The sequence below is a fragment of the Halobacillus shinanisalinarum genome (genome assembly GCF_022919835.1).
In the GTDB taxonomy this organism is placed as follows: Bacteria; Bacillota; Bacilli; order Bacillales; family Halobacillaceae; genus Halobacillus_A; species Halobacillus_A shinanisalinarum.
Window position 1 is genome coordinate 2,486,462 of sequence record NZ_CP095074.1, and the last position, 25,057, is coordinate 2,511,518.

Sequence of the window (25,057 nt, forward strand, 5' to 3'; positions counted from 1 at the left end):
GAAGAGAAGAGATTGAAATGTTTGACAATAGACGAATACTTACGTATCTTTAGATTAAATCCCATTAAAATACTTGGAATTAGGAGTGAAAAAATGAGAGTTGCAAATAATGTAAGTGAACTAGTTGGAAAAACACCCATGGTAAGGCTAAATAGAAGTGCAGATGAAGATAGTGCAGACATTTACTTAAAACTGGAGTATATGAATCCGGGGAGTTCGGTGAAAGACCGTATTGCCCTATCTATGATTGAAGCAGCGGAGGAATCAGGAGAATTAAAAGCAGGCGATACACTTGTTGAGCCAACAAGTGGAAACACAGGTATTGGCCTGGCTATGATTGCTGCGGCTAAAGGATATAAAGCGACGCTTGTAATGCCTGATACAATGAGTCAAGAGCGACGCAACTTACTTCGTGCCTATGGTGCAGAACTTATCCTGACACCAGGTAGTGACGGGATGAAAGGTGCGATTAAAAAGGCTGAGGAACTTAAGGATAAGCATGGTTATTTCATGCCCCAGCAGTTTAATAACAAAGCCAACGTAGCTGTACATGCCCGCACGACTGGTCCTGAAATTATTGAGCAAATAGGCGACCAGCTCGATGCGTTCGTTTCTGGAATTGGAACAGGTGGGACGATTACAGGAGCGGGAAAAGTCTTGAAAAATCATTATTCTGACATTAAAATTTATGCGATTGAGCCCGAAGATTCTGCGATTTTGTCTGGAGGACAGCCGGGCCCTCACAAACTCCAAGGACTTGGAGCAGGATTTGTGCCGGAAATATTGGATACAGAGATTTATGATGAAGTCTATACAGTATCGAAAGAAGATTCTTATGCCGCTGCACGTGAAGCAGCAGGAAAAGATGGCATTCTTGGTGGTGTCTCCTCAGGATCGGCCATTCATGTTGCAAAACAAGTTGCTAAGAAGTTAGGAAAAGGTAAAAAGGTAGTAGCTGTACTTCCTAGTAATGGAGAGCGATATCTATCTACCCCGCTTTATCAATTTGATGAAGAATAGAATAAAAAGAGAGGAACTGAGCTCGCTTTTAGAGCTCAGTTTTTTTAACGTCTAAGGAAATTATAAAAATATTTGCCTGTGTATAAGCTTACATGAAGTTAGCCACATCCAGCTCCAGCGCGCAAGACTAGTCAATCCGTGGCCCCACAGGATGTTTCGGTTTTAGCCGAACTTCCACTGTCGTGTCTACCGGGGCGCCCCGAGCTTTTGTTCTTGGGAAATAACCCCCGTGATAGATGTCGCAAAATGTTGTAAAATAGATATAAATATCTTTTGAAAGAGGGAACGGGAAATGCAATCTACTCTTAGGACAAAAGTAAAACAGTACGATTATTCAAAGCAAACGCTCGTGATGGGGATCCTTAATATTACACCGGATTCTTTTTCTGACGGGGGAGAATTCAACGAGATCAATCGGTCTGTTGAACAAGCCTTGAAAATGGAAGGGCAAGGTGCTCATATTATAGATGTTGGGGGAGAATCAACAAGGCCTGGACATGCTCCAGTCACCGAGGCTGAGGAAATCTCACGTGTAGTTCCGGTTATTGAAGCAATTCGTGATAAGCTGTCTATTCCTATATCCATCGATACCTATAAAGCAGAGGTTGCGAAACAAGCTCTTAATGCAGGGGCCTCGATTATAAATGATGTATGGGGGGCTAAACGTGAACCGAGAATTGCTCAAGTCGCTGCAGACTATGATGTTCCGCTCATCCTCATGCATAATCGAACAGATAAAAAGTATCGTTCACTTATTGACGATATGAAAGTGGACTTAAAGGAAAGTATTGATATAGCTAAGCAAGCTGGTGTAAAGGATCAGCGCATTATATTGGATCCAGGTGTTGGTTTTGCTAAGTCACCTGAAGATAATTTAGTTGTAATGAGAAACTTACATCAGTTTCTTGAGTTAGATTATCCGATCTTATTAGGTACTTCCAGGAAATCCTTTATTGGTCTTACACTTGATTTGCCAGAAGATCAGCGAATGGAAGGTACGGGGGCAACAGTTTGTTACGGAGTAGCACAAGGTATGCAAATTGTCCGAGTTCATGATGTCGAACCGATCGTTCGTATGACAAAAATGATGGATGCTATGATGGGAAAGGAGTCAACCAATGGATAAAATCTATTTGAACAGCATGGAATTCTGGGGGTATCATGGGCTTTTTCCAGAGGAAAACAAACTCGGTCAACGCTTTTACGTCGACCTTGAACTTGAATTGGATTTAAAGCCGGCTGCACAAACAGACGATATGAATCAATCGATCAACTATGGTGAAATATATGAAGTAACCAAAAAGGTGGTTGAGGGAGAAGCAAGGAAACTAGTAGAAACTGTTGCTGAACAACTTTCTGGGAAGCTTCTGGAGCATTTCGAGCTGCTGGATGCGTGCCGCGTTAAGGTGACTAAACCGGATCCACCTATTCCAGGTCATTACAAGTCTGTAGCCATAGACATTTACAGGGAGAGAACGGATGATTAGAGCTTATATTGCTCTGGGATCAAATATAGCCCCGAGAGAGCAGTACTTAACTGAGGCGATGACCATGCTTCGTGAGCACGACTCCATTATAATATGTACAACTTCGAAAGTTTATGAAACGGCTCCTGTCGGTTATGTCGATCAGAATGATTTTCTAAACATGGTGGTTGAAATTGAAACTGGGTTGCAGCCGTTGGCGTTGCTTGATTACTGCCAAAGCATTGAACAGAAATTAGGTAGAAAGCGCACTATTAAATGGGGTCCCCGCACAATAGACCTTGACATTTTACTGTATAATGAAGAAAATATGAAAGCAGAGCGACTGACGATTCCACATCCTCATATGCACGAGCGCGCGTTCGTTATCGTGCCGCTTGCTGAAGTGAATCCGGGAGCTTACCTTCCATCATTAAACCAGACAGTTGAAGAAATACTTCAGCAGCTGCCTGAAGATGAAGTGAAAAGTATCCAGCCGCTACGTCAGCTTTAATTACAAGAAAGTGTTGTTTATAGATTAAGATACAATTTATTTTGAAGGAGAATGCATATGTTTCAAATCGGAGATATCACCATTCCGAACAGAGTTGTGCTTGCCCCGATGGCAGGTGTATGTAACTCAGCCTTTCGTCTAACTGTTAAGGAGTTCGGTGCAGGACTAGTTTGTGCGGAAATGGTTAGTGATAAAGGGATTGTTAATCAAAACAAGAAAACGATGGACATGCTTTACATCGATCCAGATGAAGAACCTATGAGTCTGCAAATTTTTGGCGGCGAAGAAGAGACCCTTATTAATGCAGCAAAATTCGTTGATAAAAATACTACAGCTAATATTATTGATATTAATATGGGATGTCCTGTGCCCAAGATTACGAAATGTGATGCGGGTTCTAAATGGTTGCTTGACCCGGATAAGATGTACAACATGGTTTCTGAAGTTGTTAAGGCAGTGGACAAACCCGTTACTGTAAAAATGCGTACAGGGTGGGATGAGGAACATATTTTAGCTTTGGAGAATGGTAAAGCTCTTGAAGCGGCTGGAGCCAAATCTGTAGCTCTTCACGGGCGTACCCGCGACCAAATGTATGAAGGTGTAGCAGACTGGGAGATTGTACGTAAGCTGAAGGAAACTGTCAATATTCCCGTTATCGGTAACGGTGACATCGATTCACCTCAAGTCGCTAAGCAACGCCTAGAAGAAACAGGTGTAGACGCTGTGATGATTGGGCGTGCAGCTCTTGGAAACCCGTGGATGATTTATCGCACGGCGAAGTTTCTTGAAACAGGTGAGCTTGTTGATGAGCCTACCCCGAAAGAGAAAATTGATGTCTGCATGCTTCACATGGACCGCTTGATTCGCCTGAAAAATGAGAAAGTAGCGATCCTCGAGATGCGTAAACACGCTTCATGGTATTTAAAAGGACTAAAAGGTGGCGGCCGTGTACGTAACCGAATTAACCAAGCTGAAACGAGAGATACCATGTTAGACATTCTTTATGATTTTGCTAATGACCTTGAAGAAAGTATCAAAGTATCCTGACTCCTGGTCGTTGACAGGGTGCAAGGTCTTTTCTATACTAAATCATAGTTGTAATACTGCCAGTGGCTTACTGGCAGTTTTTATTATTGAACCGGATTTACCATGTAAATGAAGATAGGAATGGAGTGATGACAATGACGGAAGAACTCAATGATCAAATGCGGGTGCGTCGGGAGAAACTGAGTACTTACAAAGATCAAGGACTGGATCCTTTTGGAAGTAAATTCGAACGCACTGCTTTAGCTGAAGATTTAATAACAAAATATGATGAATTTTCTAAAGATGAACTTGAAGAGCAACAATTTCCTGCTACTATTGCTGGGCGAATCATGACAAAGCGTGGGAAAGGAAAGGCGGGCTTTGCTCACATTCAGGACCTTAGTGGTCAAATTCAGCTTTATGTCCGTAAAGACAGTGTAGGTGATGAAGCTTACGAGGTGTTTAAGACAGCTGATATAGGTGATATTGTCGGTATCTCTGGTGTAATGTTCAAGACTAACGTAGGAGAACTCTCAGTCAAAGCGGGCGAGTTTCAAGTTTTAACAAAATCTCTAAGACCATTACCTGAAAAATTCCATGGTTTAAAAGATGTTGAACAACGCTATCGTCAACGTTACTTAGACCTTATTACCAATCCTGAAAGCCGTGATACCTTTATTTTGCGCAGTAAAATCATTCAGTCCATGCGTAGATATTTAGATAACCTCGGATTTCTAGAGGTTGAAACACCGATGATGCACGGAATACCAGGTGGAGCATCAGCTCGTCCATTTGAAACGCACCATAACGCTCTCGACATGCAGCTATATATGAGAATTGCCATCGAACTTCATCTGAAAAGATTAATCGTAGGCGGCATGGAGAAGGTGTATGAGATTGGACGAGTCTTTCGTAATGAAGGGGTCTCCACTCGACACAACCCTGAATTCACCATGATTGAATTATATGAAGCTTATGCTGATTACCATGATATTATGGATTTAACCGAAAACTTGGTCGCTCATATTGCTAAAGAGGTACTTGGCTCAACAACTGTTACTTATGATAATGAAGAGATTCATTTACAACCTAAATGGACCCGAATCCATATGGTAGATGCTGTGAAAGAATACACAGGCGTGGACTTCTGGAAGCAACTGAGTGATGAAGAAGCAAAATCTGTTGCTAAAGAGCATGGGATAGAGATCCAAGATACGATGACATTCGGTCATATTGTTAACGAATTTTTTGAACAAAAAGTCGAAGAGAAACTTATTCAACCTACTTTTGTATATGGCCAGCCAATTGAAATCTCTCCTCTTGCTAAGAAGAATCCAGAGGACGCACGTTTTACTGACCGTTTTGAGCTATTCATTGTAGGGCGCGAACACGCAAATGCCTTCTCTGAGCTTAACGATCCTATCGATCAACGTGAGCGATTTGAGGCACAGCTTAAAGAGCGCGAAGAAGGAAACGATGAAGCGCACATGATGGACGAAGATTTCTTGGAATCATTAGAATATGGTATGCCTCCAACGGGTGGGCTAGGTATTGGAATCGATCGTCTCGTTATGCTGCTAACAAACTCTTCATCGATCCGAGATGTATTGTTGTTCCCACAAATGAGAAACCGCGAATCATAATCTTTAATCTAACCCCTCGACTTCTCATCGAGGGGTTTTATGCCATGCAATCGTCAGAAAAAACTTTTATTTCGCTGTAGTCTTGATTTACCTTTGAAACCATGGTAAATTATTAAACGTCGCACAAAGCGAACGCGACAGATTATCTCAGTTAGCAAAAACAACATGAAAAAGTTATTGACTTAACTTACTCACCATGATATATTAATTAAGTCGCTGTTTTGAAGCGGCAAGCAATCTTTTGATCTTTGAAAACTGAACGAACCAACCAGTACGTCAATATATTCTTTCTATTAAATAGAGAGAATTCAAACAAGCACATTCGGTGTGCAAATGAGCAAGTCAAACTTTAACTTTTATGGAGAGTTTGATCCTGGCTCAGGACGAACGCTGGCGGCGTGCCTAATACATGCAAGTCGAGCGCAGGAAGCAGGCGGATCCCCTTCGGGGGTGAAGCCTGTGGAATGAGCGGCGGACGGGTGAGTAACACGTGGGCAACCTGCCTGTAAGATCGGAATAACTCCGGGAAACCGGGGCTAATGCCGGGTAATCCTTTATCTCGCATGAGAGGAAGGTAAAAGATGGCTTCTAGCTATCACTTACAGATGGGCCCGCGGCGCATTAGCTAGTTGGTGAGGTAACGGCTCACCAAGGCGACGATGCGTAGCCGACCTGAGAGGGTGATCGGCCACACTGGGACTGAGACACGGCCCAGACTCCTACGGGAGGCAGCAGTAGGGAATCTTCCGCAATGGACGAAAGTCTGACGGAGCAACGCCGCGTGAACGATGAAGGTCTTCGGATCGTAAAGTTCTGTTGTTAGGGAAGAACATGTACCGTTCAAACAGGGCGGTACCTTGACGGTACCTAACGAGGAAGCCCCGGCTAACTACGTGCCAGCAGCCGCGGTAATACGTAGGGGGCAAGCGTTGTCCGGAATTATTGGGCGTAAAGCGCGCGCAGGCGGTTCCTTAAGTCTGATGTGAAAGCCCACGGCTCAACCGTGGAGGGTCATTGGAAACTGGGGAACTTGAGGACAGAAGAGGAGAGTGGAATTCCACGTGTAGCGGTGAAATGCGTAGATATGTGGAGGAACACCAGTGGCGAAGGCGACTCTCTGGTCTGTTTCTGACGCTGAGGTGCGAAAGCGTGGGTAGCAAACAGGATTAGATACCCTGGTAGTCCACGCCGTAAACGATGAGTGCTAGGTGTTAGGGGGCTTCCACCCCTTAGTGCTGAAGTTAACGCATTAAGCACTCCGCCTGGGGAGTACGGCCGCAAGGCTGAAACTCAAAGGAATTGACGGGGGCCCGCACAAGCGGTGGAGCATGTGGTTTAATTCGAAGCAACGCGAAGAACCTTACCAGGTCTTGACATCCTTGGATCGCCCTAGAGATAGGGTTTTCCCTTCGGGGACCAAGTGACAGGTGGTGCATGGTTGTCGTCAGCTCGTGTCGTGAGATGTTGGGTTAAGTCCCGCAACGAGCGCAACCCCTAATCTTAGTTGCCAGCATTCAGTTGGGCACTCTAAGGTGACTGCCGGTGACAAACCGGAGGAAGGCGGGGATGACGTCAAATCATCATGCCCCTTATGACCTGGGCTACACACGTGCTACAATGGATGGTACAAAGGGCAGCGAAGCCGCGAGGTGTAGCAAATCCCATAAAACCATTCTCAGTTCGGATTGCAGGCTGCAACTCGCCTGCATGAAGCCGGAATCGCTAGTAATCGCGGATCAGCATGCCGCGGTGAATACGTTCCCGGGCCTTGTACACACCGCCCGTCACACCACGAGAGTTGGCAACACCCGAAGTCGGTGAGGTAACACATTATGTGAGCCAGCCGCCGAAGGTGGGGCCAATGATTGGGGTGAAGTCGTAACAAGGTAGCCGTATCGGAAGGTGCGGCTGGATCACCTCCTTTCTAAGGACATATGCAAGGCGACCTCTTTCTCTTTCGAGAAAGTCGGGAAGCTGCCGCATACGGAAGACGTACCTGGTTGGTTGTTCAGTTTTGAGAGATCAAACGATCTTTCAATGTGAACCTTGAAAACTGGATAAGATAATCAGAACGTGACGATCCTCTTTAGATAGAGATCGACACGGGATGACAAGACATCAAACATCAATTTTTTAACGTCTTTTCACGACGACAATAGTTAAGTGAATAAGGGCGCACGGTGGATGCCTTGGTACTAGGAGCCGATGAAGGACGGGACTAACACCGATATGCTTTGGGAAGCCGTAAGTAGGCTGTGCACCGAAGATTTCCGAATGGGGGAACCCCCTGCTCGTAATGGAGCAGGATCCTTTACTGAATACATAGGTAAGGGAAGGCAGACCCGGGGAACTGAAACATCTCATTACCCGGAGGAAGAGAAAGCAAACGCGATTTCCCAAGTAGCGGCGAGCGAAACGGAAACAGCCCAAACCAGAAAGCTTGCTTTCTGGGGTTGTAGGACACTCCTTTGGAGTTACAAAAAAAGAGGATAGATGAATCGATCTGGAACGATCAGCCAGAGCAGGTAAGAGCCCTGTAGTCGACATCTTCTTTTCTCCGGAGTGGATCCTGAGTACGGCGGAACACGAGGAATTCCGTCGGAATCCGGGAGGACCATCTCCCAAGGCTAAATACTCCCTAGTAACCGATAGTGAACCAGTACCGTGAGGGAAAGGTGAAAAGCACCCCGGAAGGGGAGTGAAAGAGATCCTGAAACCGTGCGCCTACAAGTAGTCGGAGCCCATTGATGGGTGACGGCGTGCCTTTTGTAGAATGAACCGGCGAGTTACGACCGTCTGCAAGGTTAAGCTAAAGCAGCGGAGCCGCAGCGAAAGCGAGTCTGAATAGGGCGAAGCAGTAGGCGGTCGTAGACCCGAAACCGTGTGATCTACCCATGTCCAGGGTGAAGGTCAGGTAACACTGACTGGAGGCCCGAACCCACGCAAGTTGAAAATTGCGGGGATGAGGTGTGGGTAGGGGTGAAATGCCAATCGAACACGGAGATAGCTGGTTCTCTCCGAAATAGCTTTAGGGCTAGCCTCAGAATAGAAAGTCTTGGAGGTAGAGCACTGATTGGACGAGGGGCCCCTACCGGGTTACCGAATTCAGTCAAACTCCGAATGCCAACGACTTTGTTCTGGGAGTCAGACCATGGGTGATAAGGTTCATGGTCGAAAGGGAAACAGCCCAGACCGCCAGCTAAGGTCCCCAAGTGTGTGTTAAGTGGAAAAGGATGTGGCGTTGCTTAGACAACCAGGATGTTGGCTTAGAAGCAGCCATCATTGAAAGAGTGCGTAATAGCTCACTGGTCGAGTGACGCTGCGCCGAAAATATACCGGGGCTAAACACACCACCGAAGCTGCGGATTGATCCTTAGGGATCAGTGGTAGGAGAGCGTTCTAAGGGCTGCGAAGTCAGACCGTAAGGACTGGTGGAGCGCTTAGAAGTGAGAATGCCGGTATGAGTAGCGAAAAAAGAGTGAGAATCTCTTTCACCGAAAGCCCAAGGTTTCCTGAGGAAGGCTCGTCCTCTCAGGGTTAGTCGGGACCTAAGCCGAGGCCGAAAGGCGTAGGCGATGGCCAACAGGTTGATATTCCTGTACCGCCTCCTTTCCGTTTGAACGACGGGGGACGCAGGAGGATAAGGAGAGCGCACCACTGGATGTGTGCGTCCAAGCAGTGAGACGGTCGAGACAGGCAAATCCGCTCGGCAACGTCAAGCTGTGATGGGGAGGGAACTAGAGTACCGAAGCTCCTGATTTCACACTGCCAAGAAAATCCTCTAGTGAGGAAAGAGGCGCCCGTACCGCAAACCAACACAGGTAGGCGAGGAGAGAATCCTAAGGTGAGCGGGAGAACTCTCGTTAAGGAACTCGGCAAAATGACCCCGTAACTTCGGGAGAAGGGGTGCTCCTCTGCCGAGGAGCCGCAGTGAAAAGGCCCAAGCGACTGTTTACCAAAAACACAGGTCTCTGCGAAGCCGTAAGGCGAAGTATAGGGGCTGACACCTGCCCGGTGCTGGAAGGTTAAGGGGATGCGTTAGCGCTTGGCGCGAAGCGTTGAACCGAAGCCCCAGTAAACGGCGGCCGTAACTATAACGGTCCTAAGGTAGCGAAATTCCTTGTCGGGTAAGTTCCGACCCGCACGAAAGGTGCAACGACTTGGGCACTGTCTCAACGAGAGACCCGGTGAAATTATACTATGCGTGAAGATGCGCATTACCCGCGACAGGACGGAAAGACCCCGTGGAGCTTTACTGTAGCCTGATATTGAATGTTGGTACAGCTTGTACAGGATAGGTGGGAGCCTGAGAAGCCGGAGCGCTAGCTTCGGTGGAGGCGCTGGTGGGATACCACCCTGGCTGTACGGACATTCTAACCCAGGACCGTGATCCGGTTCGGAGACAGTGTCAGGTGGGCAGTTTGACTGGGGCGGTCGCCTCCTAAAGAGTAACGGAGGCGCCCAAAGGTTCCCTCAGAATGGTTGGAAATCATTCGCAGAGTGTAAAGGCACAAGGGAGCTTGACTGCGAGACCTACAAGTCGAGCAGGGACGAAAGTCGGGCTTAGTGATCCGGCGGTACCGTATGGAAGGGCCGTCGCTCAACGGATAAAAGCTACCCCGGGGATAACAGGCTTATCTCCCCCAAGAGTCCACATCGACGGGGAGGTTTGGCACCTCGATGTCGGCTCATCGCATCCTGGGGCTGTAGTCGGTCCCAAGGGTTGGGCTGTTCGCCCATTAAAGCGGTACGCGAGCTGGGTTCAGAACGTCGTGAGACAGTTCGGTCCCTATCCGTCGTGGGCGTTGGAAATCTGAAAGGAGCTGTCCTTAGTACGAGAGGACCGGGATGGACACACCGCTGGTGTACCAGTTGTTCCGCCAGGAGCATCGCTGGGTAGCTACGTGTGGACGGGATAAGTGCTGAAAGCATCTAAGCATGAAGCCCCCCCTTGAGATGAGATTTCCCCTTACGCCAAGTAAGTAAGATTCCTCAGAGACGATGAGGTCGATAGGTCCGAGGTCGAAGCGTGGTGACACGTGAAGCTGACGGATACTAATCAATCGATGACTTATCTATATCAAAATTGAATCGTTTGGTCTTGCCTGTCTTATCCAGTTTTGAGGGTTTTCAAAAAAACTCTTGAAATTTCCCTGAAAGGGCAATATAATATATCTTGTCCTTGAAATTAATAAGGTTTGGTGGCGAGAGCGAAGAGGTCACACCTGTTCCTATGCCGAACACAGTAGTTAAGCTCTTCAGCGCCGATGGTAGTCGGGTCGATCCCCGTGAGAGTAGGACGCTGCCAAGCCTTATTACATAATCCGGAGGATTAGCTCAGCTGGGAGAGCACTTGCCTTACAAGCAAGGGGTCGCAGGTTCGAGCCCTGCATCCTCCACCATGATTGCCGGCCTAGCTCAACTGGTAGAGCAACTGATTTGTAATCAGTAGGTTGGGGGTTCAAGTCCTCTGGCCGGCACCATTGATCGCTTTTCAACATTGATATATGAACGATAAGTTAGTTTTTATTAAGAGCCATTAGCTCAGCTGGTAGAGCATCTGACTTTTAATCAGAGGGTCGGAGGTTCGAGCCCTCCATGGCTCACCATTTTTTAGCGGGTGTGGTGGAATTGGCAGACACGCTAGATTTAGGATCTAGTGCTTCACGGCGTGGGGGTTCAAGTCCCTCCACCCGCATTATATGCGGAAGTAGTTCAGTGGTAGAACACCACCTTGCCAAGGTGGGGGTCGCGGGTTCGAATCCCGTCTTCCGCTCCATAATACTTAATAAGATTTAAAAGACCTAACAAACTTGTCAAGCCGGGGTGGCGGAATTGGCAGACGCACAGGACTTAAAATCCTGCGGTAGGTTTCTACCGTGCCGGTTCGAGTCCGGCCCTCGGCACCATAATTTTATTTGCGCCCGTAGCTCAATTGGATAGAGCGTCTGACTACGGATCAGAAGGTTAGGGGTTCGACTCCTCTCGGGCGCGCCATTATTTTACGGGAAGTAGCTCAGCTTGGTAGAGCACTTGGTTTGGGACCAAGGGGTCGCAGGTTCGAATCCTGTCTTCCCGACCATTCTCTAACCATTACAACTTGGGGCCTTAGCTCAGCTGGGAGAGCGCCTGCTTTGCACGCAGGAGGTCAGCGGTTCGATCCCGCTAGGCTCCACCATTTTTGATCTTTGAAAACTGAACGAACCAACCAGTACGTCAATATATTCTTTCTATTAAATAGAGAGAATTCAAACAAGCACATTCGGTGTGCAAATGAGCAAGTCAAACTTTAACTTTTATGGAGAGTTTGATCCTGGCTCAGGACGAACGCTGGCGGCGTGCCTAATACATGCAAGTCGAGCGCAGGAAGCAGGCGGATCCCCTTCGGGGGTGAAGCCTGTGGAATGAGCGGCGGACGGGTGAGTAACACGTGGGCAACCTGCCTGTAAGATCGGAATAACTCCGGGAAACCGGGGCTAATGCCGGGTAATCCTTTATCTCGCATGAGAGGAAGGTAAAAGATGGCTTCTAGCTATCACTTACAGATGGGCCCGCGGCGCATTAGCTAGTTGGTGAGGTAACGGCTCACCAAGGCGACGATGCGTAGCCGACCTGAGAGGGTGATCGGCCACACTGGGACTGAGACACGGCCCAGACTCCTACGGGAGGCAGCAGTAGGGAATCTTCCGCAATGGACGAAAGTCTGACGGAGCAACGCCGCGTGAACGATGAAGGTCTTCGGATCGTAAAGTTCTGTTGTTAGGGAAGAACATGTACCGTTCAAACAGGGCGGTACCTTGACGGTACCTAACGAGGAAGCCCCGGCTAACTACGTGCCAGCAGCCGCGGTAATACGTAGGGGGCAAGCGTTGTCCGGAATTATTGGGCGTAAAGCGCGCGCAGGCGGTTCCTTAAGTCTGATGTGAAAGCCCACGGCTCAACCGTGGAGGGTCATTGGAAACTGGGGAACTTGAGGACAGAAGAGGAGAGTGGAATTCCACGTGTAGCGGTGAAATGCGTAGATATGTGGAGGAACACCAGTGGCGAAGGCGACTCTCTGGTCTGTTTCTGACGCTGAGGTGCGAAAGCGTGGGTAGCAAACAGGATTAGATACCCTGGTAGTCCACGCCGTAAACGATGAGTGCTAGGTGTTAGGGGGCTTCCACCCCTTAGTGCTGAAGTTAACGCATTAAGCACTCCGCCTGGGGAGTACGGCCGCAAGGCTGAAACTCAAAGGAATTGACGGGGGCCCGCACAAGCGGTGGAGCATGTGGTTTAATTCGAAGCAACGCGAAGAACCTTACCAGGTCTTGACATCCTTGGATCGCCCTAGAGATAGGGTTTTCCCTTCGGGGACCAAGTGACAGGTGGTGCATGGTTGTCGTCAGCTCGTGTCGTGAGATGTTGGGTTAAGTCCCGCAACGAGCGCAACCCCTAATCTTAGTTGCCAGCATTCAGTTGGGCACTCTAAGGTGACTGCCGGTGACAAACCGGAGGAAGGCGGGGATGACGTCAAATCATCATGCCCCTTATGACCTGGGCTACACACGTGCTACAATGGATGGTACAAAGGGCAGCGAAGCCGCGAGGTGTAGCAAATCCCATAAAACCATTCTCAGTTCGGATTGCAGGCTGCAACTCGCCTGCATGAAGCCGGAATCGCTAGTAATCGCGGATCAGCATGCCGCGGTGAATACGTTCCCGGGCCTTGTACACACCGCCCGTCACACCACGAGAGTTGGCAACACCCGAAGTCGGTGAGGTAACACATTATGTGAGCCAGCCGCCGAAGGTGGGGCCAATGATTGGGGTGAAGTCGTAACAAGGTAGCCGTATCGGAAGGTGCGGCTGGATCACCTCCTTTCTAAGGACATATGCAAGGCGACCTCTTTCTCTTTCGAGAAAGTCGGGAAGCTGCCGCATACGGAAGACGTACCTGGTTGGTTGTTCAGTTTTGAGAGATCAAACGATCTTTCAATGTGAACCTTGAAAACTGGATAAGATAATCAGAACGTGACGATCCTCTTTAGATAGAGATCGACACGGGATGACAAGACATCAAACATCAATTTTTTAACGTCTTTTCACGACGACAATAGTTAAGTGAATAAGGGCGCACGGTGGATGCCTTGGTACTAGGAGCCGATGAAGGACGGGACTAACACCGATATGCTTTGGGAAGCCGTAAGTAGGCTATGCACCGAAGATTTCCGAATGGGGGAACCCCCTGCTCGTAATGGAGCAGGATCCTTTACTGAATACATAGGTAAGGGAAGGCAGACCCGGGGAACTGAAACATCTCATTACCCGGAGGAAGAGAAAGCAAACGCGATTTCCCAAGTAGCGGCGAGCGAAACGGAAACAGCCCAAACCAGAAAGCTTGCTTTCTGGGGTTGTAGGACACTCCTTTGGAGTTACAAAAAAAGAGGATAGATGAATCGATCTGGAACGATCAGCCAGAGCAGGTAAGAGCCCTGTAGTCGACATCTTCTTTTCTCCGGAGTGGATCCTGAGTACGGCGGAACACGAGGAATTCCGTCGGAATCCGGGAGGACCATCTCCCAAGGCTAAATACTCCCTAGTAACCGATAGTGAACCAGTACCGTGAGGGAAAGGTGAAAAGCACCCCGGAAGGGGAGTGAAAGAGATCCTGAAACCGTGCGCCTACAAGTAGTCGGAGCCCATTGATGGGTGACGGCGTGCCTTTTGTAGAATGAACCGGCGAGTTACGACCGTCTGCAAGGTTAAGCTAAAGCAGCGGAGCCGCAGCGAAAGCGAGTCTGAATAGGGCGAAGCAGTAGGCGGTCGTAGACCCGAAACCGTGTGATCTACCCATGTCCAGGGTGAAGGTCAGGTAACACTGACTGGAGGCCCGAACCCACGCAAGTTGAAAATTGCGGGGATGAGGTGTGGGTAGGGGTGAAATGCCAATCGAACACGGAGATAGCTGGTTCTCTCCGAAATAGCTTTAGGGCTAGCCTCAGAATAGAAAGTCTTGGAGGTAGAGCACTGATTGGACGAGGGGCCCCTACCGGGTTACCGAATTCAGTCAAACTCCGAATGCCAACGACTTTGTTCTGGGAGTCAGACCATGGGTGATAAGGTTCATGGTCGAAAGGGAAACAGCCCAGACCGCCAGCTAAGGTCCCCAAGTGTGTGTTAAGTGGAAAAGGATGTGGCGTTGCTTAGACAACCAGGATGTTGGCTTAGAAGCAGCCATCATTGAAAGAGTGCGTAATAGCTCACTGGTCGAGTGACGCTGCGCCGAAAATATACCGGGGCTAAACACACCACCGAAGCTGCGGATTGATCCTTAGGGATCAGTGGTAGGAGAGCGTTCTAAGGGCTGCGAAGTCAGACCGTAAGGACTGGTGGAGCGCTTAGAAGTGAGAATGCCGGTATGAGTAGCGAAAAAAGAGTGAGAATCTCTTTCACCGAAAGCCCAAGGTTTCCTGAGGAAGGCTCGTCCTCTCAGGGTTAGTCGGGACCTAAGCCGAGGCCGAAAGGCGTAGGCGATGGCCAACAGGTTGATATTCCTGTACCGCCTCCTTTCCGTTTGAACGACGGGGGGACGCAGGAGGATAAGGAGAGCGCACCACTGGATGTGTGCGTCCAAGCAGTGAGACGGTCGAGACAGGCAAATCCGCTCGGCAACGTCAAGCTGTGATGGGGAGGGAACTAGAGTACCGAAGCTCCTGATTTCACACTGCCAAGAAAATCCTCTAGTGAGGAAAGAGGCGCCCGTACCGCAAACCAACACAGGTAGGCGAGGAGAGAATCCTAAGGTGAGCGGGAGAACTCTCGTTAAGGAACTCGGCAAAATGACCCCGTAACTTCGGGAGAAGGGGTGCTCCTCTGCCGAGGAGCCGCAGTGAAAAGGCCCAAGCGACTGTTTACCAAAAACACAGGTCTCTGCGAAGCCGTAAGGCGAAGTATAGGGGCTGACACCTGCCCGGTGCTGGAAGGTTAAGGGGATGCGTTAGCGCTTGGCGCGAAGCGTTGAACCGAAGCCCCAGTAAACGGCGGCCGTAACTATAACGGTCCTAAGGTAGCGAAATTCCTTGTCGGGTAAGTTCCGACCCGCACGAAAGGTGCAACGACTTGGGCACTGTCTCAACGAGAGACCCGGTGAAATTATACTATGCGTGAAGATGCGCATTACCCGCGACAGGACGGAAAGACCCCGTGGAGCTTTACTGTAGCCTGATATTGAATGTTGGTACAGCTTGTACAGGATAGGTGGGAGCCTGAGAAGCCGGAGCGCTAGCTTCGGTGGAGGCGCTGGTGGGATACCACCCTGGCTGTACGGACATTCTAACCCAGGACCGTGATCCGGTTCGGAGACAGTGTCAGGTGGGCAGTTTGACTGGGGCGGTCGCCTCCTAAAGAGTAACGGAGGCGCCCAAAGGTTCCCTCAGAATGGTTGGAAATCATTCGCAGAGTGTAAAGGCACAAGGGAGCTTGACTGCGAGACCTACAAGTCGAGCAGGGACGAAAGTCGGGCTTAGTGATCCGGCGGTACCGTATGGAAGGGCCGTCGCTCAACGGATAAAAGCTACCCCGGGGATAACAGGCTTATCTCCCCCAAGAGTCCACATCGACGGGGAGGTTTGGCACCTCGATGTCGGCTCATCGCATCCTGGGGCTGTAGTCGGTCCCAAGGGTTGGGCTGTTCGCCCATTAAAGCGGTACGCGAGCTGGGTTCAGAACGTCGTGAGACAGTTCGGTCCCTATCCGTCGTGGGCGTTGGAAATCTGAAAGGAGCTGTCCTTAGTACGAGAGGACCGGGATGGACACACCGCTGGTGTACCAGTTGTTCCGCCAGGAGCATCGCTGGGTAGCTACGTGTGGACGGGATAAGTGCTGAAAGCATCTAAGCATGAAGCCCCCTTGAGATGAGATTTCCCCTTACGCCAAGTAAGTAAGATTCCTCAGAGACGATGAGGTCGATAGGTCCGAGGTCGAAGCGTGGTGACACGTGAAGCTGACGGATACTAATCAATCGATGACTTATCTATATCAAAAATTGAATCGTTTGGTCTTGCCTGTCTTATCTAGTTTTGAGGGTTTCCCTCATACTTTATGATGTGGTGGCGAGAGCGAAGAGGTCACACCTGTTCCCATGCCGAACACAGTAGTTAAGCTCTTCAGCGCCGATGGTAGTCGGGTCGATCCCCGTGAGAGTAGGACGCGGCCACGTCATTATAATGTAAACCGGAAGCATATGCTTCCGGTTTTTTACTATATAATAATATAGTGAGGTCACACATTATTTGCTGAACAAGGGGTGGTGGTATTGGTATGGACGATTTTGATTTATTCAATGATAACTTAGAGTTGTTTTTTATCCGCTTATTTATTGCGTTACTTTTATCAGGGATTATAGGATTTGAGCGGGAGTTGAAAAATCATTCCGCAGGATTTCGCACCCATATACTTGTCGGCATCGGTTCTTGTCTTATGATGCTTCTATCATTATATGGCTTTGAAGAATTTATTAGTGATCATGATAATGTTCGTTTTGACCCATCCCGTCTCCCTTCCTACGTTATTAGTGGGATTGGTTTCTTAGGAGCTGGAACAATTATTGTTAATGGGATGACGATCCGCGGACTCACGACAGCAGCATCTATATGGACAGTTGCTGGATTGGGCTTAGTTGTCGGTGCCGGCATGTATGATGTTGCTGTACTCGCTACGATTTTAGTTCTATTGAGTCTCATCTTTTTAAATAATTTGGAGAAAAAGTACTTTAGTGGCTATTTCAAAAATTCATATGTGCTCCTGGCAGATGAGAGAATCGAAACAAGTAAGTTACTCGGCATATTTGATGAGGAAGGTATTTCGCTGCAAAAGGTGGAAATTGAAAATTTAAATAATAAAACTAAAAATATTCTTATTCAAATTACCAAAGGACAAAAGATTAATGAGATTTCTTTACTTGAAAAGTTATCAAAAGTCGATAATGTCCTTCAGGTTGAACAAAGAAGATAAAGGAAACTATACGAGAAAATCGTATAGTTTTTTGTTTTAACCTTTATCTGATTAGGGAATGATGAGAGGTGTAAACACACAAACTTTTTATTTGCGAATGTATTTAAAATGAGTATAATAAAATTATAGTCAAAGATAGTCAAAGTCAAAAGAGGGGGAGGGAAGATGCGGAATATATCCGACATCATAGAAGAGTATTTAAAGAATATTTTAGATAATAATGAAAAGAAAGCTATTGAAATTAAGAGGAGTGAAATTGCTGATCGGTTTCAATGTGTTCCCTCACAAATTAATTATGTGATTAAAACACGTTTCACTGTGGAAAAAGGTTATATAGTTGAAAGTAAACGTGGAGGCGGCGGTTATATTCGGATACGCCGTGTTCAACACCGATCTGAAGCAAAGATGATTGATGATATTGTACAGCTCATTCATCCAAAGGTTTCTCAATCTATAGCAATAGACATTATCGAAAGATTACTTGAAAATAACAGCATTACGAGCCGTGAAGCACGTATGATGGTCAGTGCAATAGATCGTGAAGTTCTCGCTTTCCCCCTTCCTCTAAGGGACGAGGTCCGCTCAAGGATTCTTACGGCTATGCTGTTCACCCTGAAATACACAAGCTAATATAGAAGGGAGAGAATGTTATGGAATGCCAGCGATGCCATAACCGTGCTGCCACCGTTCATTTGACACAACTAATGAATGGGGAGAAGACTGAAGTTCATGTTTGTGAACAATGTGCGAAGGAAAAAGGATATATGCATGACCATGAAGAAAACTTTACACTAAACGATTTATTGACTGGTCTATTTAATTTCGAACCAAAACAATCTCCCAATGGTCAGCAAACGGGTACTCAGCAACCTAAAGAGCAGCTTAAATGTCCGAAATGCGGCTTAACTTTTAAAGAATTTGCCAGGGCAGGAAAGTTTGGTTGTGCTGAATGTTATAAGACATTTGACGAACGGCTCAATCCAATTCTCCGCCGTGTGCATAGCGGTAATACACACCATGATGGGAAAATCCCCAGGCGTGAAGGGGGTAACTTGCACCTTAGGCGTCAAAAGGATCAATATAAATCTGAGCTGCAGCGGTTAATCGAACAGGAAGAGTTTGAAGAAGCTGCCAAGCTTAGAGATGAAATTCGCTCTTTGGATGACCAACTCCAAGACAGAGAGGAGGGGGAGAGCTAATGTCATTACAGCAATTTATGAATGAAGCGATTAGTCCATGGATGAAACAAGATGGACCGGATAGTGATATTGTTTTGAGCAGCCGCATTCGATTAGCGCGTAACTTCTCAAATATTCCGTTCCCGACGATTTCTTCCGAAGATAATCTGGAAAAAGTATTAAATTTTTTCAATGAAGAATTTCGCAGCGAGTCGTTTAGGGATTATAAAGGTTTTGAAATAGTTAAAATGAGTGATCTGCAGCCTATTGAGAAAAGGGTTCTAGTAGAGAAGCATTTAATTAGCCCGCATTTAACGGACAACTCAGAACACTCTGCTTCTTTAATTTCTCAAAATGAACAGGTATCAATTATGATTAATGAAGAGGATCATATTCGCATACAGTTATATTTCCCGGGCTTTCAACTTGACAGGGCTTTAGAGCAGGCATCACAGCTTGATGATTGGCTGGAGGAAAAGATTGATTATGCGTTTGATGAAAAACGTGGTTATTTAACGGCTTGCCCTACAAACGTTGGTACTGGGATGAGAGCGTCGGTAATGATGCACCTTCCGGCTCTTGCTTTAACACAGCAGATTAACCGAATGACCCCGGCTATTAACCAGCTTGGTTTAGTCGTACGGGGAATTTATGGAGAAGGCAGTGAAGCTGTAGGGAGTATTTTTCAAATATCAAATCAAATTACACTAGGGAAATCTGAAGAAGATATCGTAGAGGATCTTCATAGTGTAGTAAAACAGCTGATTGATCAGGAGCGAAGGGCAAGACAAACTTTGATGCACCGCTCAGGCATACAGCTTGAGGATCGAATTTTTCGCTCGTATGGTGTTCTAAAGTATGGTCGAATCATAGAGTCTAAAGAGGCTGCTAAATGTTTATCCGACCTTAGGCTGGGTATTGATCTTGGATTTATAGATCATGTGCCAAAAACGATCCTCAATGAGTTAATGGTATTAACACAACCTGGATTTCTGCAGCAGTATGCAAAAGAAACATTGTCTCCGTCTGAGCGAGATATTAGAAGAGCTTCACTAATTCGTGAAAGATTACAATTAGAAAATAAAGAATAAATGCAAGGAGGTTGTGTCCATGATGTTTGGACGATTTACTGAACGAGCACAAAAAGTACTTGCTTTAGCACAAGAAGAAGCGGTTCGATTAGGTCATAACAACATTGGAACAGAGCATATTTTATTAGGGTTAGTAAGTGAAGGAGAGGGAATTGCTGCTAAATCTTTAACAGCCTTAAGCCTCGAATCAAGCAAGATTCAGCAAGAAGTTGAAAAATTAATCGGTAAGGGTGAAAAGGTATCACAAACGATACACTACACTCCACGTGCAAAAAAAGTGATTGAGTTATCAATGGATGAAGCTCGCAAGTTAGGTCATTCTTATGTGGGTACAGAGCATATTCTTCTGGGTCTTATTCGTGAAGGAGAGGGCGTTGCAGCTCGTGTATTAAATAATTTAGGGGTCAGCCTAAATAAAGCCCGCCAGCAAGTATTGCAGTTACTTGGTAATAACGAATCAACTGGTGGTCAGAATCGTCGTGGCGGCACTGGCGGTGCGCAATCAGCTAATGCGAATACACCGACTCTTGACTCACTTGCGCGTGACTTAACAGCTATTGCTAAAGAAGGCAACATCGATCCAGTGATTGGTCGTAGCAAGGAAATAGAGCGTGTTATTCAAGTGTTAAGTCGTCGTACAAAGAATAATCCTGTCCTTGTTGGGGAACCTGGTGTAGGTAAAACGGCGATTGCTGAAGGTTTGGCCCAGCAAATCATGAACAATGAAATACCGGAGATTTTGCGTGATAAACGAGTCATGACACTTGATATGGGAACCGTTGTTGCAGGCACGAAATACCGTGGAGAATTTGAGGACCGGTTGAAAAAGGTAATGGAGGAAATTCGTCAGGCAGGAAATATCATTTTATTCATTGATGAACTCCATACTTTAATTGGTGCAGGTGGTGCTGAAGGAGCGATTGATGCTTCTAATATTCTAAAACCTTCCCTTGCACGCGGTGAATTGCAATGTATTGGTGCCACAACGCTAGACGAATATAAAAAGTATATTGAGAAGGATGCAGCGCTTGAACGCCGTTTCCAGCCGATTCAAGTAGGTGAACCAACACTCGAAGAATCTGTTCAAATTTTAAAAGGGCTGCGTGATCGTTACGAAGCTCACCATAGAGTGTCAATTACAGATGATTCTATTGAGTCTGCCGTTCGTTTCTCAGATCGTTATATTTCTGACCGCTTCCTGCCGGATAAGGCGATTGACTTAATTGATGAAGCGGCATCAAAAGTTCGCCTTCGCTCTTATACTGCACCACCAAACTTAAAAGAGCTTGAACAGAAACTGGAAGAAGTGCGGAAAGAAAAGGATGCAGCCGTGCAAAGTCAAGAATTTGAAAAGGCGGCATCACTAAGAGATAATGAGCAGCATTTACGTGATGAGCTTGATCAGACTAAGGATGAATGGAAAGAGAAGCAAGGCCAAGAAGATTCAGAGGTCACTGTTGAGGATATAGCATCCATTGTATCGACATGGACAGGTGTTCCTGTAGAAAAAATGACAAAAGATGAGAGTGAGCGGTTGCTGCATCTAGAGGATACTCTTCATAATCGCATCATTGGTCAGGAAGAAGCAGTCCGAGCGATATCTAAAGCGATTCGCCGTGCCCGCGCAGGTCTAAAGGATCCGAAACGTCCGATTGGCTCGTTCATTTTCCTAGGGCCTACTGGTGTAGGTAAAACTGAACTTGCCCGTGCGTTGGCTGAGAGTATGTTTGGGGAAGAAGATGCAATGATTCGTATCGATATGTCCGAATATATGGAAAAACACAGCACGTCCCGACTTGTAGGTTCACCTCCAGGTTATGTAGGTTATGATGAAGGTGGTCAGCTCACTGAGAAGGTACGGAATAAACCCTATTCTGTTATCCTGTTGGACGAAGTTGAGAAGGCCCATCCTGAAGTATTTAACATTCTTCTACAAGTGCTTGAGGATGGCCGCTTAACTGACTCTAAAGGACGCGTTATTGATTTCCGCAACACCGTTCTCATTATGACATCTAACGTTGGTGCCCAGGAGCTTAAGAGAAATAAATATCTCGGATTTTCTATGGACGATTCAGGACAGGACTATAAAGATATGAAGTCTAAAGTTACTGATGAGTTGAAGAAGGCATTCCGTCCAGAGTTCTTAAATAGAATTGATGAAACAATTGTCTTCCACTCTCTAGAGAAGAAGCATATGAAAGATATCGTAACCTTGATGGCAGAACATTTGAGAAAACGATTATTAGATCAAGAGATCGACTTTACTTTAACTGAAAAAGCTATCGAGCATATTGCAGAAAAAGGCTTCGATCCGGAATACGGGGCAAGACCATTGCGCCGCTCCATTCAGAAAAACGTTGAAGACCTTTTATCTGAAGAGTTATTAAAAGAGAATATTCAAAAAGGTCAAAAGGTTAAAATTGACCTAAATGACGATAAGGAATTTATGGTTCATGTTCAACAAGAAGCAAAATAAGGCCTTAAATTTGAAGAGAATATGAATGTTTTACAATCGGAAGGTATTTGCCTTCCGATTTTTTTCTGTATCAGCTATGCTCTTAGTAAGAGCAGTTTAATATAATTGATATCAATATGAAACTTTTTCACAATGTTTATCGTATAAAATAGTAAGAGAGAGGGGACGATTTCCTTGGCAAAGAGAAAGACAAAATTTGTTTGTCAGGAATGTGGTTATGAAACGCCAAAATGGATGGGGAAATGTCCGGGCTGCCACCAGTGGAATACACTAGTGGAGGAGGTATCAGCTACGGCCTCAAACTCTAGACACGTTTTTCAAACCAATTCTTCGTCATCGACTAAGCCTGAGAAAATTACAGCGATTAAATCAGAGAAAGAACCACGTCTTGCTACAGATATGCCTGAATTAAACCGAGTGCTTGGTGGAGGTATTGTTGCTGGATCTTTGGTTTTGATTGGTGGCGATCCGGGTATCGGGAAATCAACATTACTACTTCAAGTTTCCGCACAAATTGCTAATAAACAACTCCCGGTTTTGTATATTTCAGGTGAGGAATCCTCTCGTCAAACGAAGCTGCGTGCTGAACGCCTCGGGATCAAGTCTGAAGAGCTCTATGTACTACCAGAAACTAATTTACATGATGTGGTAAGTCAAATAGAGGCGATTGATCCTAAGTTTGTAGTGATTGACTCCATTCAAACCATATTTAAGGAGGATGTTACTTCAGCGCCAGGGAGTGTGTCGCAAGTTCGTGAATGCACAAGCCAGCTGATGAGAATAGCTAAGAGTAAAGGTATTCCAATTTTTATTGTCGGCCATGTGACAAAAGAGGGCTCAATTGCAGGACCGCGTTTACTAGAACATATGGTCGATGCCGTCCTTTATTTTGAGGGAGAAAGACATCATACCTTTCGGATTTTACGTAGTGTCAAGAACCGTTTTGGCAGTACACATGAGATGGGAATTTTTGAAATGAAGGAGAAGGGCCTGGAAGAGGTTCTGAATCCATCGGAGATTTTTCTTGAGGAGAGGTCTCAGGGAGCTGCAGGATCGATTGTTGTAGCCTCTATGGAAGGTACAAGGCCTGTATTAGTTGAGATCCAGGCGTTAATTTCCCCGACATCTTATGGAAACCCTAGAAGGATGGCTACAGGACTTGATACGAACCGCGTGCCTTTATTAATGGCTGTATTAGAAAAGCGGGCAGGTTTGCTGCTTCAGAATCAGGATGCCTATGTAAAGGTGGCAGGTGGGGTCAAGCTGGATGAACCTGCGATTGATTTGGGAGTAGCCTTAAGCATTGCTTCAAGCTTCCGTGATCAGGCCTCGAATGGTGATGATGTAGTCGTAGGTGAAGTCGGGTTAACGGGTGAGATAAGAAGAGTAGCACGTGTTGAACAACGGGTTCAGGAGGCAAACAAGCTCGGTTTTAAACGCGTCATTATTCCAAAGAAGAACTTAGATGGCTGGACACCGCCACATGGGATTGAGGTAATCGGTGTCAACACTGTCCAAGAAGCTATGCAGGTCACATTGGGGGAGCGGTAAATGGAGTTACAAGAGACAAATGATAACGGCATCGGAGAGATTCTTAAATTTGTAGCCCCCGGCACACCAATTCGTGATGGTATTGACAATGTATTACGTGCGAAAACGGGTGGACTTATTGTTGTGGGGTATGGGGATGAGATTCAAGGGTTGGTGGATGGCGGTTTTCATATCCAATCACGTTTCAGCCCCGCTCATTTGTATGAACTGGCAAAAATGGATGGAGCGTTAATTTTGAATGATGAGGGTGCGAAGATCCTTTATGCCAATGCACAGCTTATGCCTGATCCCGATATCCTTTCAACTGAAACGGGTATGCGCCACCGCACAGCAGAGCGAGTGGCGAAGCAAACCGGCCATTTGGTCATTGCGATTTCCCAGAGGAGAAATGTTATTACTCTTTATAAAGGGCCTTTACGGTATTCACTTAAAGATATTGGTGTGATTTTGACAAAAGCGAATCAGGCAATTCAGACGCTTGAAAAATATAAAAATGTGTTAGATCAAAGTGTGACGAATTTAGGCGCGATGGAATTTGAAGATATGGTATCTTTTTCAGAGGTCGTTCAGGTCGTTCACCGGATCGAAATGGTTTTAAGGATTAAAACAGAAATTTTGAACTATGTGAACGAGCTTGGAACAGAAGGCCGCCTAATTCAACTTCAGCTTACAGAGCTTGTTTCAAATATTGAAGAGGATGCAAAGTTTTTATTGAAAGATTATAGCAAGCGTCCGGACTATGAACCATATTATATCCTGCGGAAAATGCAGGAAGGGGCAAATGCGGAGTTATTATCGGATGAACAGGTGCTGAAGCTGCTAGGCTATTCGTCCACTAAAAAAATGACTGACCCTATCTATCCGAGGGGGTATAGAATATTACACCGCATTCCACGACTTCCTGTTGTAATCATCGAACATTTAGTTGGGAGATTTGGTACATTAAACGAGATTGTTCAGGCCTCCGTAAAAGAATTGGTTGAAGTGGATGGTGTGGGGGAAATTCGAGCTTCAAAGATTCGCGATGGACTTGAGCGGATTCAGGAGCAACTATTTGTCGATAGGCATATATGAGTAATTTTGACAGACTGTTAGTTTTCA

At 46.5% G+C, this 25,057-nt stretch carries 13 protein-coding genes, 9 tRNA genes and 6 rRNA genes; all 28 read left to right on the forward strand.

Annotated features, from left to right (window positions below):
• Nucleotides 1–93: 93 nt before the first annotated feature.
• The 28 genes from cysK (at nt 94) to disA (ending at nt 25,030) form a co-directional block, all read left to right on the forward strand.
• Nucleotides 94–1,020 carry a cysteine synthase A gene (cysK, locus tag MUO14_RS12255; protein WP_244751000.1) on the forward strand — a complete coding sequence of 309 codons (927 nt, stop codon included), beginning with the start codon at nt 94–96 and terminating at the stop codon, nt 1,018–1,020.
• 292 nt (nt 1,021–1,312) lie between these two features.
• Nucleotides 1,313–2,146 carry a dihydropteroate synthase gene (gene folP / locus MUO14_RS12260; RefSeq protein ID WP_244751001.1) on the forward strand — a complete coding sequence of 278 codons (834 nt, stop codon included), beginning with the start codon at nt 1,313–1,315 and terminating at the stop codon, nt 2,144–2,146.
• On the forward strand, nt 2,139–2,507 hold the full coding sequence (folB, locus tag MUO14_RS12265) for a dihydroneopterin aldolase (RefSeq protein WP_244751002.1): 369 nt from the start codon (nt 2,139–2,141) through the stop codon (nt 2,505–2,507). The genes folP and folB overlap by 8 nt, the downstream gene beginning before the upstream one ends.
• Nucleotides 2,500–2,997 carry a 2-amino-4-hydroxy-6-hydroxymethyldihydropteridine diphosphokinase gene (gene folK, locus MUO14_RS12270; protein WP_244751003.1) on the forward strand — a complete coding sequence of 166 codons (498 nt, stop codon included), beginning with the start codon at nt 2,500–2,502 and terminating at the stop codon, nt 2,995–2,997. Before folB ends, folK begins: the two co-directional genes overlap by 8 nt.
• A gap of 57 nt (nt 2,998–3,054) precedes the next feature.
• A complete protein-coding gene (gene dusB / locus MUO14_RS12275) occupies nt 3,055–4,044 on the forward strand; it encodes a tRNA dihydrouridine synthase DusB (RefSeq protein ID WP_244751004.1) in 990 nt (329 codons plus the stop codon).
• Between the two features lie 134 nt (nt 4,045–4,178).
• Nucleotides 4,179–5,666, forward strand: a complete 1,488-nt coding sequence (gene lysS, locus MUO14_RS12280; RefSeq protein WP_244751005.1) for a lysine--tRNA ligase — start codon at nt 4,179–4,181, stop codon at nt 5,664–5,666.
• Nucleotides 5,667–6,021: 355 nt separating this feature from the next.
• A 16S ribosomal RNA gene (locus tag MUO14_RS12285) occupies nt 6,022–7,590 on the forward strand.
• 233 nt (nt 7,591–7,823) lie between these two features.
• A 23S ribosomal RNA gene (locus tag MUO14_RS12290) occupies nt 7,824–10,745 on the forward strand.
• A gap of 118 nt (nt 10,746–10,863) precedes the next feature.
• Nucleotides 10,864–10,977, forward strand: a 5S ribosomal RNA gene (gene rrf / locus MUO14_RS12295).
• Between the two features lie 15 nt (nt 10,978–10,992).
• A tRNA-Val gene (locus MUO14_RS12300) sits at nt 10,993–11,068 on the forward strand.
• 5 nt (nt 11,069–11,073) lie between these two features.
• A tRNA-Thr gene (locus tag MUO14_RS12305) sits at nt 11,074–11,149 on the forward strand.
• Between the two features lie 50 nt (nt 11,150–11,199).
• A tRNA-Lys gene (locus MUO14_RS12310) sits at nt 11,200–11,275 on the forward strand.
• Between the two features lie 7 nt (nt 11,276–11,282).
• Nucleotides 11,283–11,364: transfer RNA gene (locus MUO14_RS12315), tRNA-Leu, on the forward strand.
• A 6-nt stretch (nt 11,365–11,370) separates the two neighbouring features.
• Nucleotides 11,371–11,445: transfer RNA gene (locus tag MUO14_RS12320), tRNA-Gly, on the forward strand.
• A gap of 41 nt (nt 11,446–11,486) precedes the next feature.
• Nucleotides 11,487–11,575 (forward strand) — tRNA-Leu (locus MUO14_RS12325).
• 11 nt (nt 11,576–11,586) lie between these two features.
• Nucleotides 11,587–11,663, forward strand: a tRNA-Arg gene (locus MUO14_RS12330).
• An 8-nt stretch (nt 11,664–11,671) separates the two neighbouring features.
• A tRNA-Pro gene (locus MUO14_RS12335) sits at nt 11,672–11,748 on the forward strand.
• Between the two features lie 20 nt (nt 11,749–11,768).
• Nucleotides 11,769–11,844 (forward strand) — tRNA-Ala (locus tag MUO14_RS12340).
• Nucleotides 11,845–11,961: 117 nt separating this feature from the next.
• A 16S ribosomal RNA gene (locus MUO14_RS12345) occupies nt 11,962–13,530 on the forward strand.
• A gap of 233 nt (nt 13,531–13,763) precedes the next feature.
• A 23S ribosomal RNA gene (locus tag MUO14_RS12350) occupies nt 13,764–16,684 on the forward strand.
• 68 nt (nt 16,685–16,752) lie between these two features.
• Nucleotides 16,753–16,866, forward strand: a 5S ribosomal RNA gene (rrf, locus tag MUO14_RS12355).
• The 16S, 23S and 5S rRNA genes sit together here with 9 tRNA genes alongside, the layout of an rRNA operon.
• Nucleotides 16,867–16,967: 101 nt before the next feature.
• A complete protein-coding gene (locus tag MUO14_RS12360) occupies nt 16,968–17,660 on the forward strand; it encodes an MgtC/SapB family protein (RefSeq protein ID WP_244751006.1) in 693 nt (230 codons plus the stop codon).
• Nucleotides 17,661–17,825: 165 nt separating this feature from the next.
• Nucleotides 17,826–18,290, forward strand: coding sequence for a CtsR family transcriptional regulator (locus MUO14_RS12365; protein ID WP_244751007.1), 465 nt, complete (start codon nt 17,826–17,828; stop codon nt 18,288–18,290).
• 20 nt (nt 18,291–18,310) lie between these two features.
• Nucleotides 18,311–18,859, forward strand: a complete 549-nt coding sequence (locus MUO14_RS12370) for a protein-arginine kinase activator protein McsA (protein ID WP_244751008.1) — start codon at nt 18,311–18,313, stop codon at nt 18,857–18,859.
• Entirely contained in the window at nt 18,859–19,929 is a 1,071-nt protein-coding gene (locus MUO14_RS12375) for a protein-arginine kinase McsB (protein ID WP_244751009.1), read from the forward strand. Before MUO14_RS12370 ends, MUO14_RS12375 begins: the two co-directional genes overlap by 1 nt.
• 19 nt (nt 19,930–19,948) lie before the next feature.
• On the forward strand, nt 19,949–22,405 hold the full coding sequence (gene clpC / locus MUO14_RS12380; RefSeq protein WP_244751010.1) for an ATP-dependent protease ATP-binding subunit ClpC: 2,457 nt from the start codon (nt 19,949–19,951) through the stop codon (nt 22,403–22,405).
• 174 nt (nt 22,406–22,579) lie between these two features.
• Nucleotides 22,580–23,956 (forward strand): DNA repair protein RadA, encoded by a 1,377-nt coding sequence (gene radA, locus MUO14_RS12385; protein ID WP_244751011.1) that lies wholly within the window; start codon nt 22,580–22,582, stop codon nt 23,954–23,956.
• Nucleotides 23,957–25,030 carry a DNA integrity scanning diadenylate cyclase DisA gene (gene disA / locus MUO14_RS12390; RefSeq protein WP_244751012.1) on the forward strand — a complete coding sequence of 358 codons (1,074 nt, stop codon included), beginning with the start codon at nt 23,957–23,959 and terminating at the stop codon, nt 25,028–25,030.
• Nucleotides 25,031–25,057: the final 27 nt, after the last annotated feature.

Excerpts from the sequence above, each read along its gene's own strand:
- MUO14_RS12360 (WP_244751006.1), top strand. The coding sequence starts at position 16,968 with ATGGACGATTTTGATTTATTCAATGATAACTTAGAGTTGTTTTTTATC.
- MUO14_RS12365 (WP_244751007.1), top strand. The coding sequence starts at position 17,826 with ATGCGGAATATATCCGACATCATAGAAGAGTATTTAAAGAATATTTTA.
- cysK (WP_244751000.1), top strand. The coding sequence starts at position 94 with ATGAGAGTTGCAAATAATGTAAGTGAACTAGTTGGAAAAACACCCATG.
- lysS (WP_244751005.1), top strand. The coding sequence starts at position 4,179 with ATGACGGAAGAACTCAATGATCAAATGCGGGTGCGTCGGGAGAAACTG.
- clpC (WP_244751010.1), top strand. The coding sequence starts at position 19,949 with ATGATGTTTGGACGATTTACTGAACGAGCACAAAAAGTACTTGCTTTA.
- MUO14_RS12375 (WP_244751009.1), top strand. The coding sequence starts at position 18,859 with ATGTCATTACAGCAATTTATGAATGAAGCGATTAGTCCATGGATGAAA.
- folB (WP_244751002.1), top strand. The coding sequence starts at position 2,139 with ATGGATAAAATCTATTTGAACAGCATGGAATTCTGGGGGTATCATGGG.
- folK (WP_244751003.1), top strand. The coding sequence starts at position 2,500 with ATGATTAGAGCTTATATTGCTCTGGGATCAAATATAGCCCCGAGAGAG.
- dusB (WP_244751004.1), top strand. The coding sequence starts at position 3,055 with ATGTTTCAAATCGGAGATATCACCATTCCGAACAGAGTTGTGCTTGCC.
- folP (WP_244751001.1), top strand. The coding sequence starts at position 1,313 with ATGCAATCTACTCTTAGGACAAAAGTAAAACAGTACGATTATTCAAAG.
- MUO14_RS12370 (WP_244751008.1), top strand. The coding sequence starts at position 18,311 with ATGGAATGCCAGCGATGCCATAACCGTGCTGCCACCGTTCATTTGACA.
- disA (WP_244751012.1), top strand. The coding sequence starts at position 23,957 with ATGGAGTTACAAGAGACAAATGATAACGGCATCGGAGAGATTCTTAAA.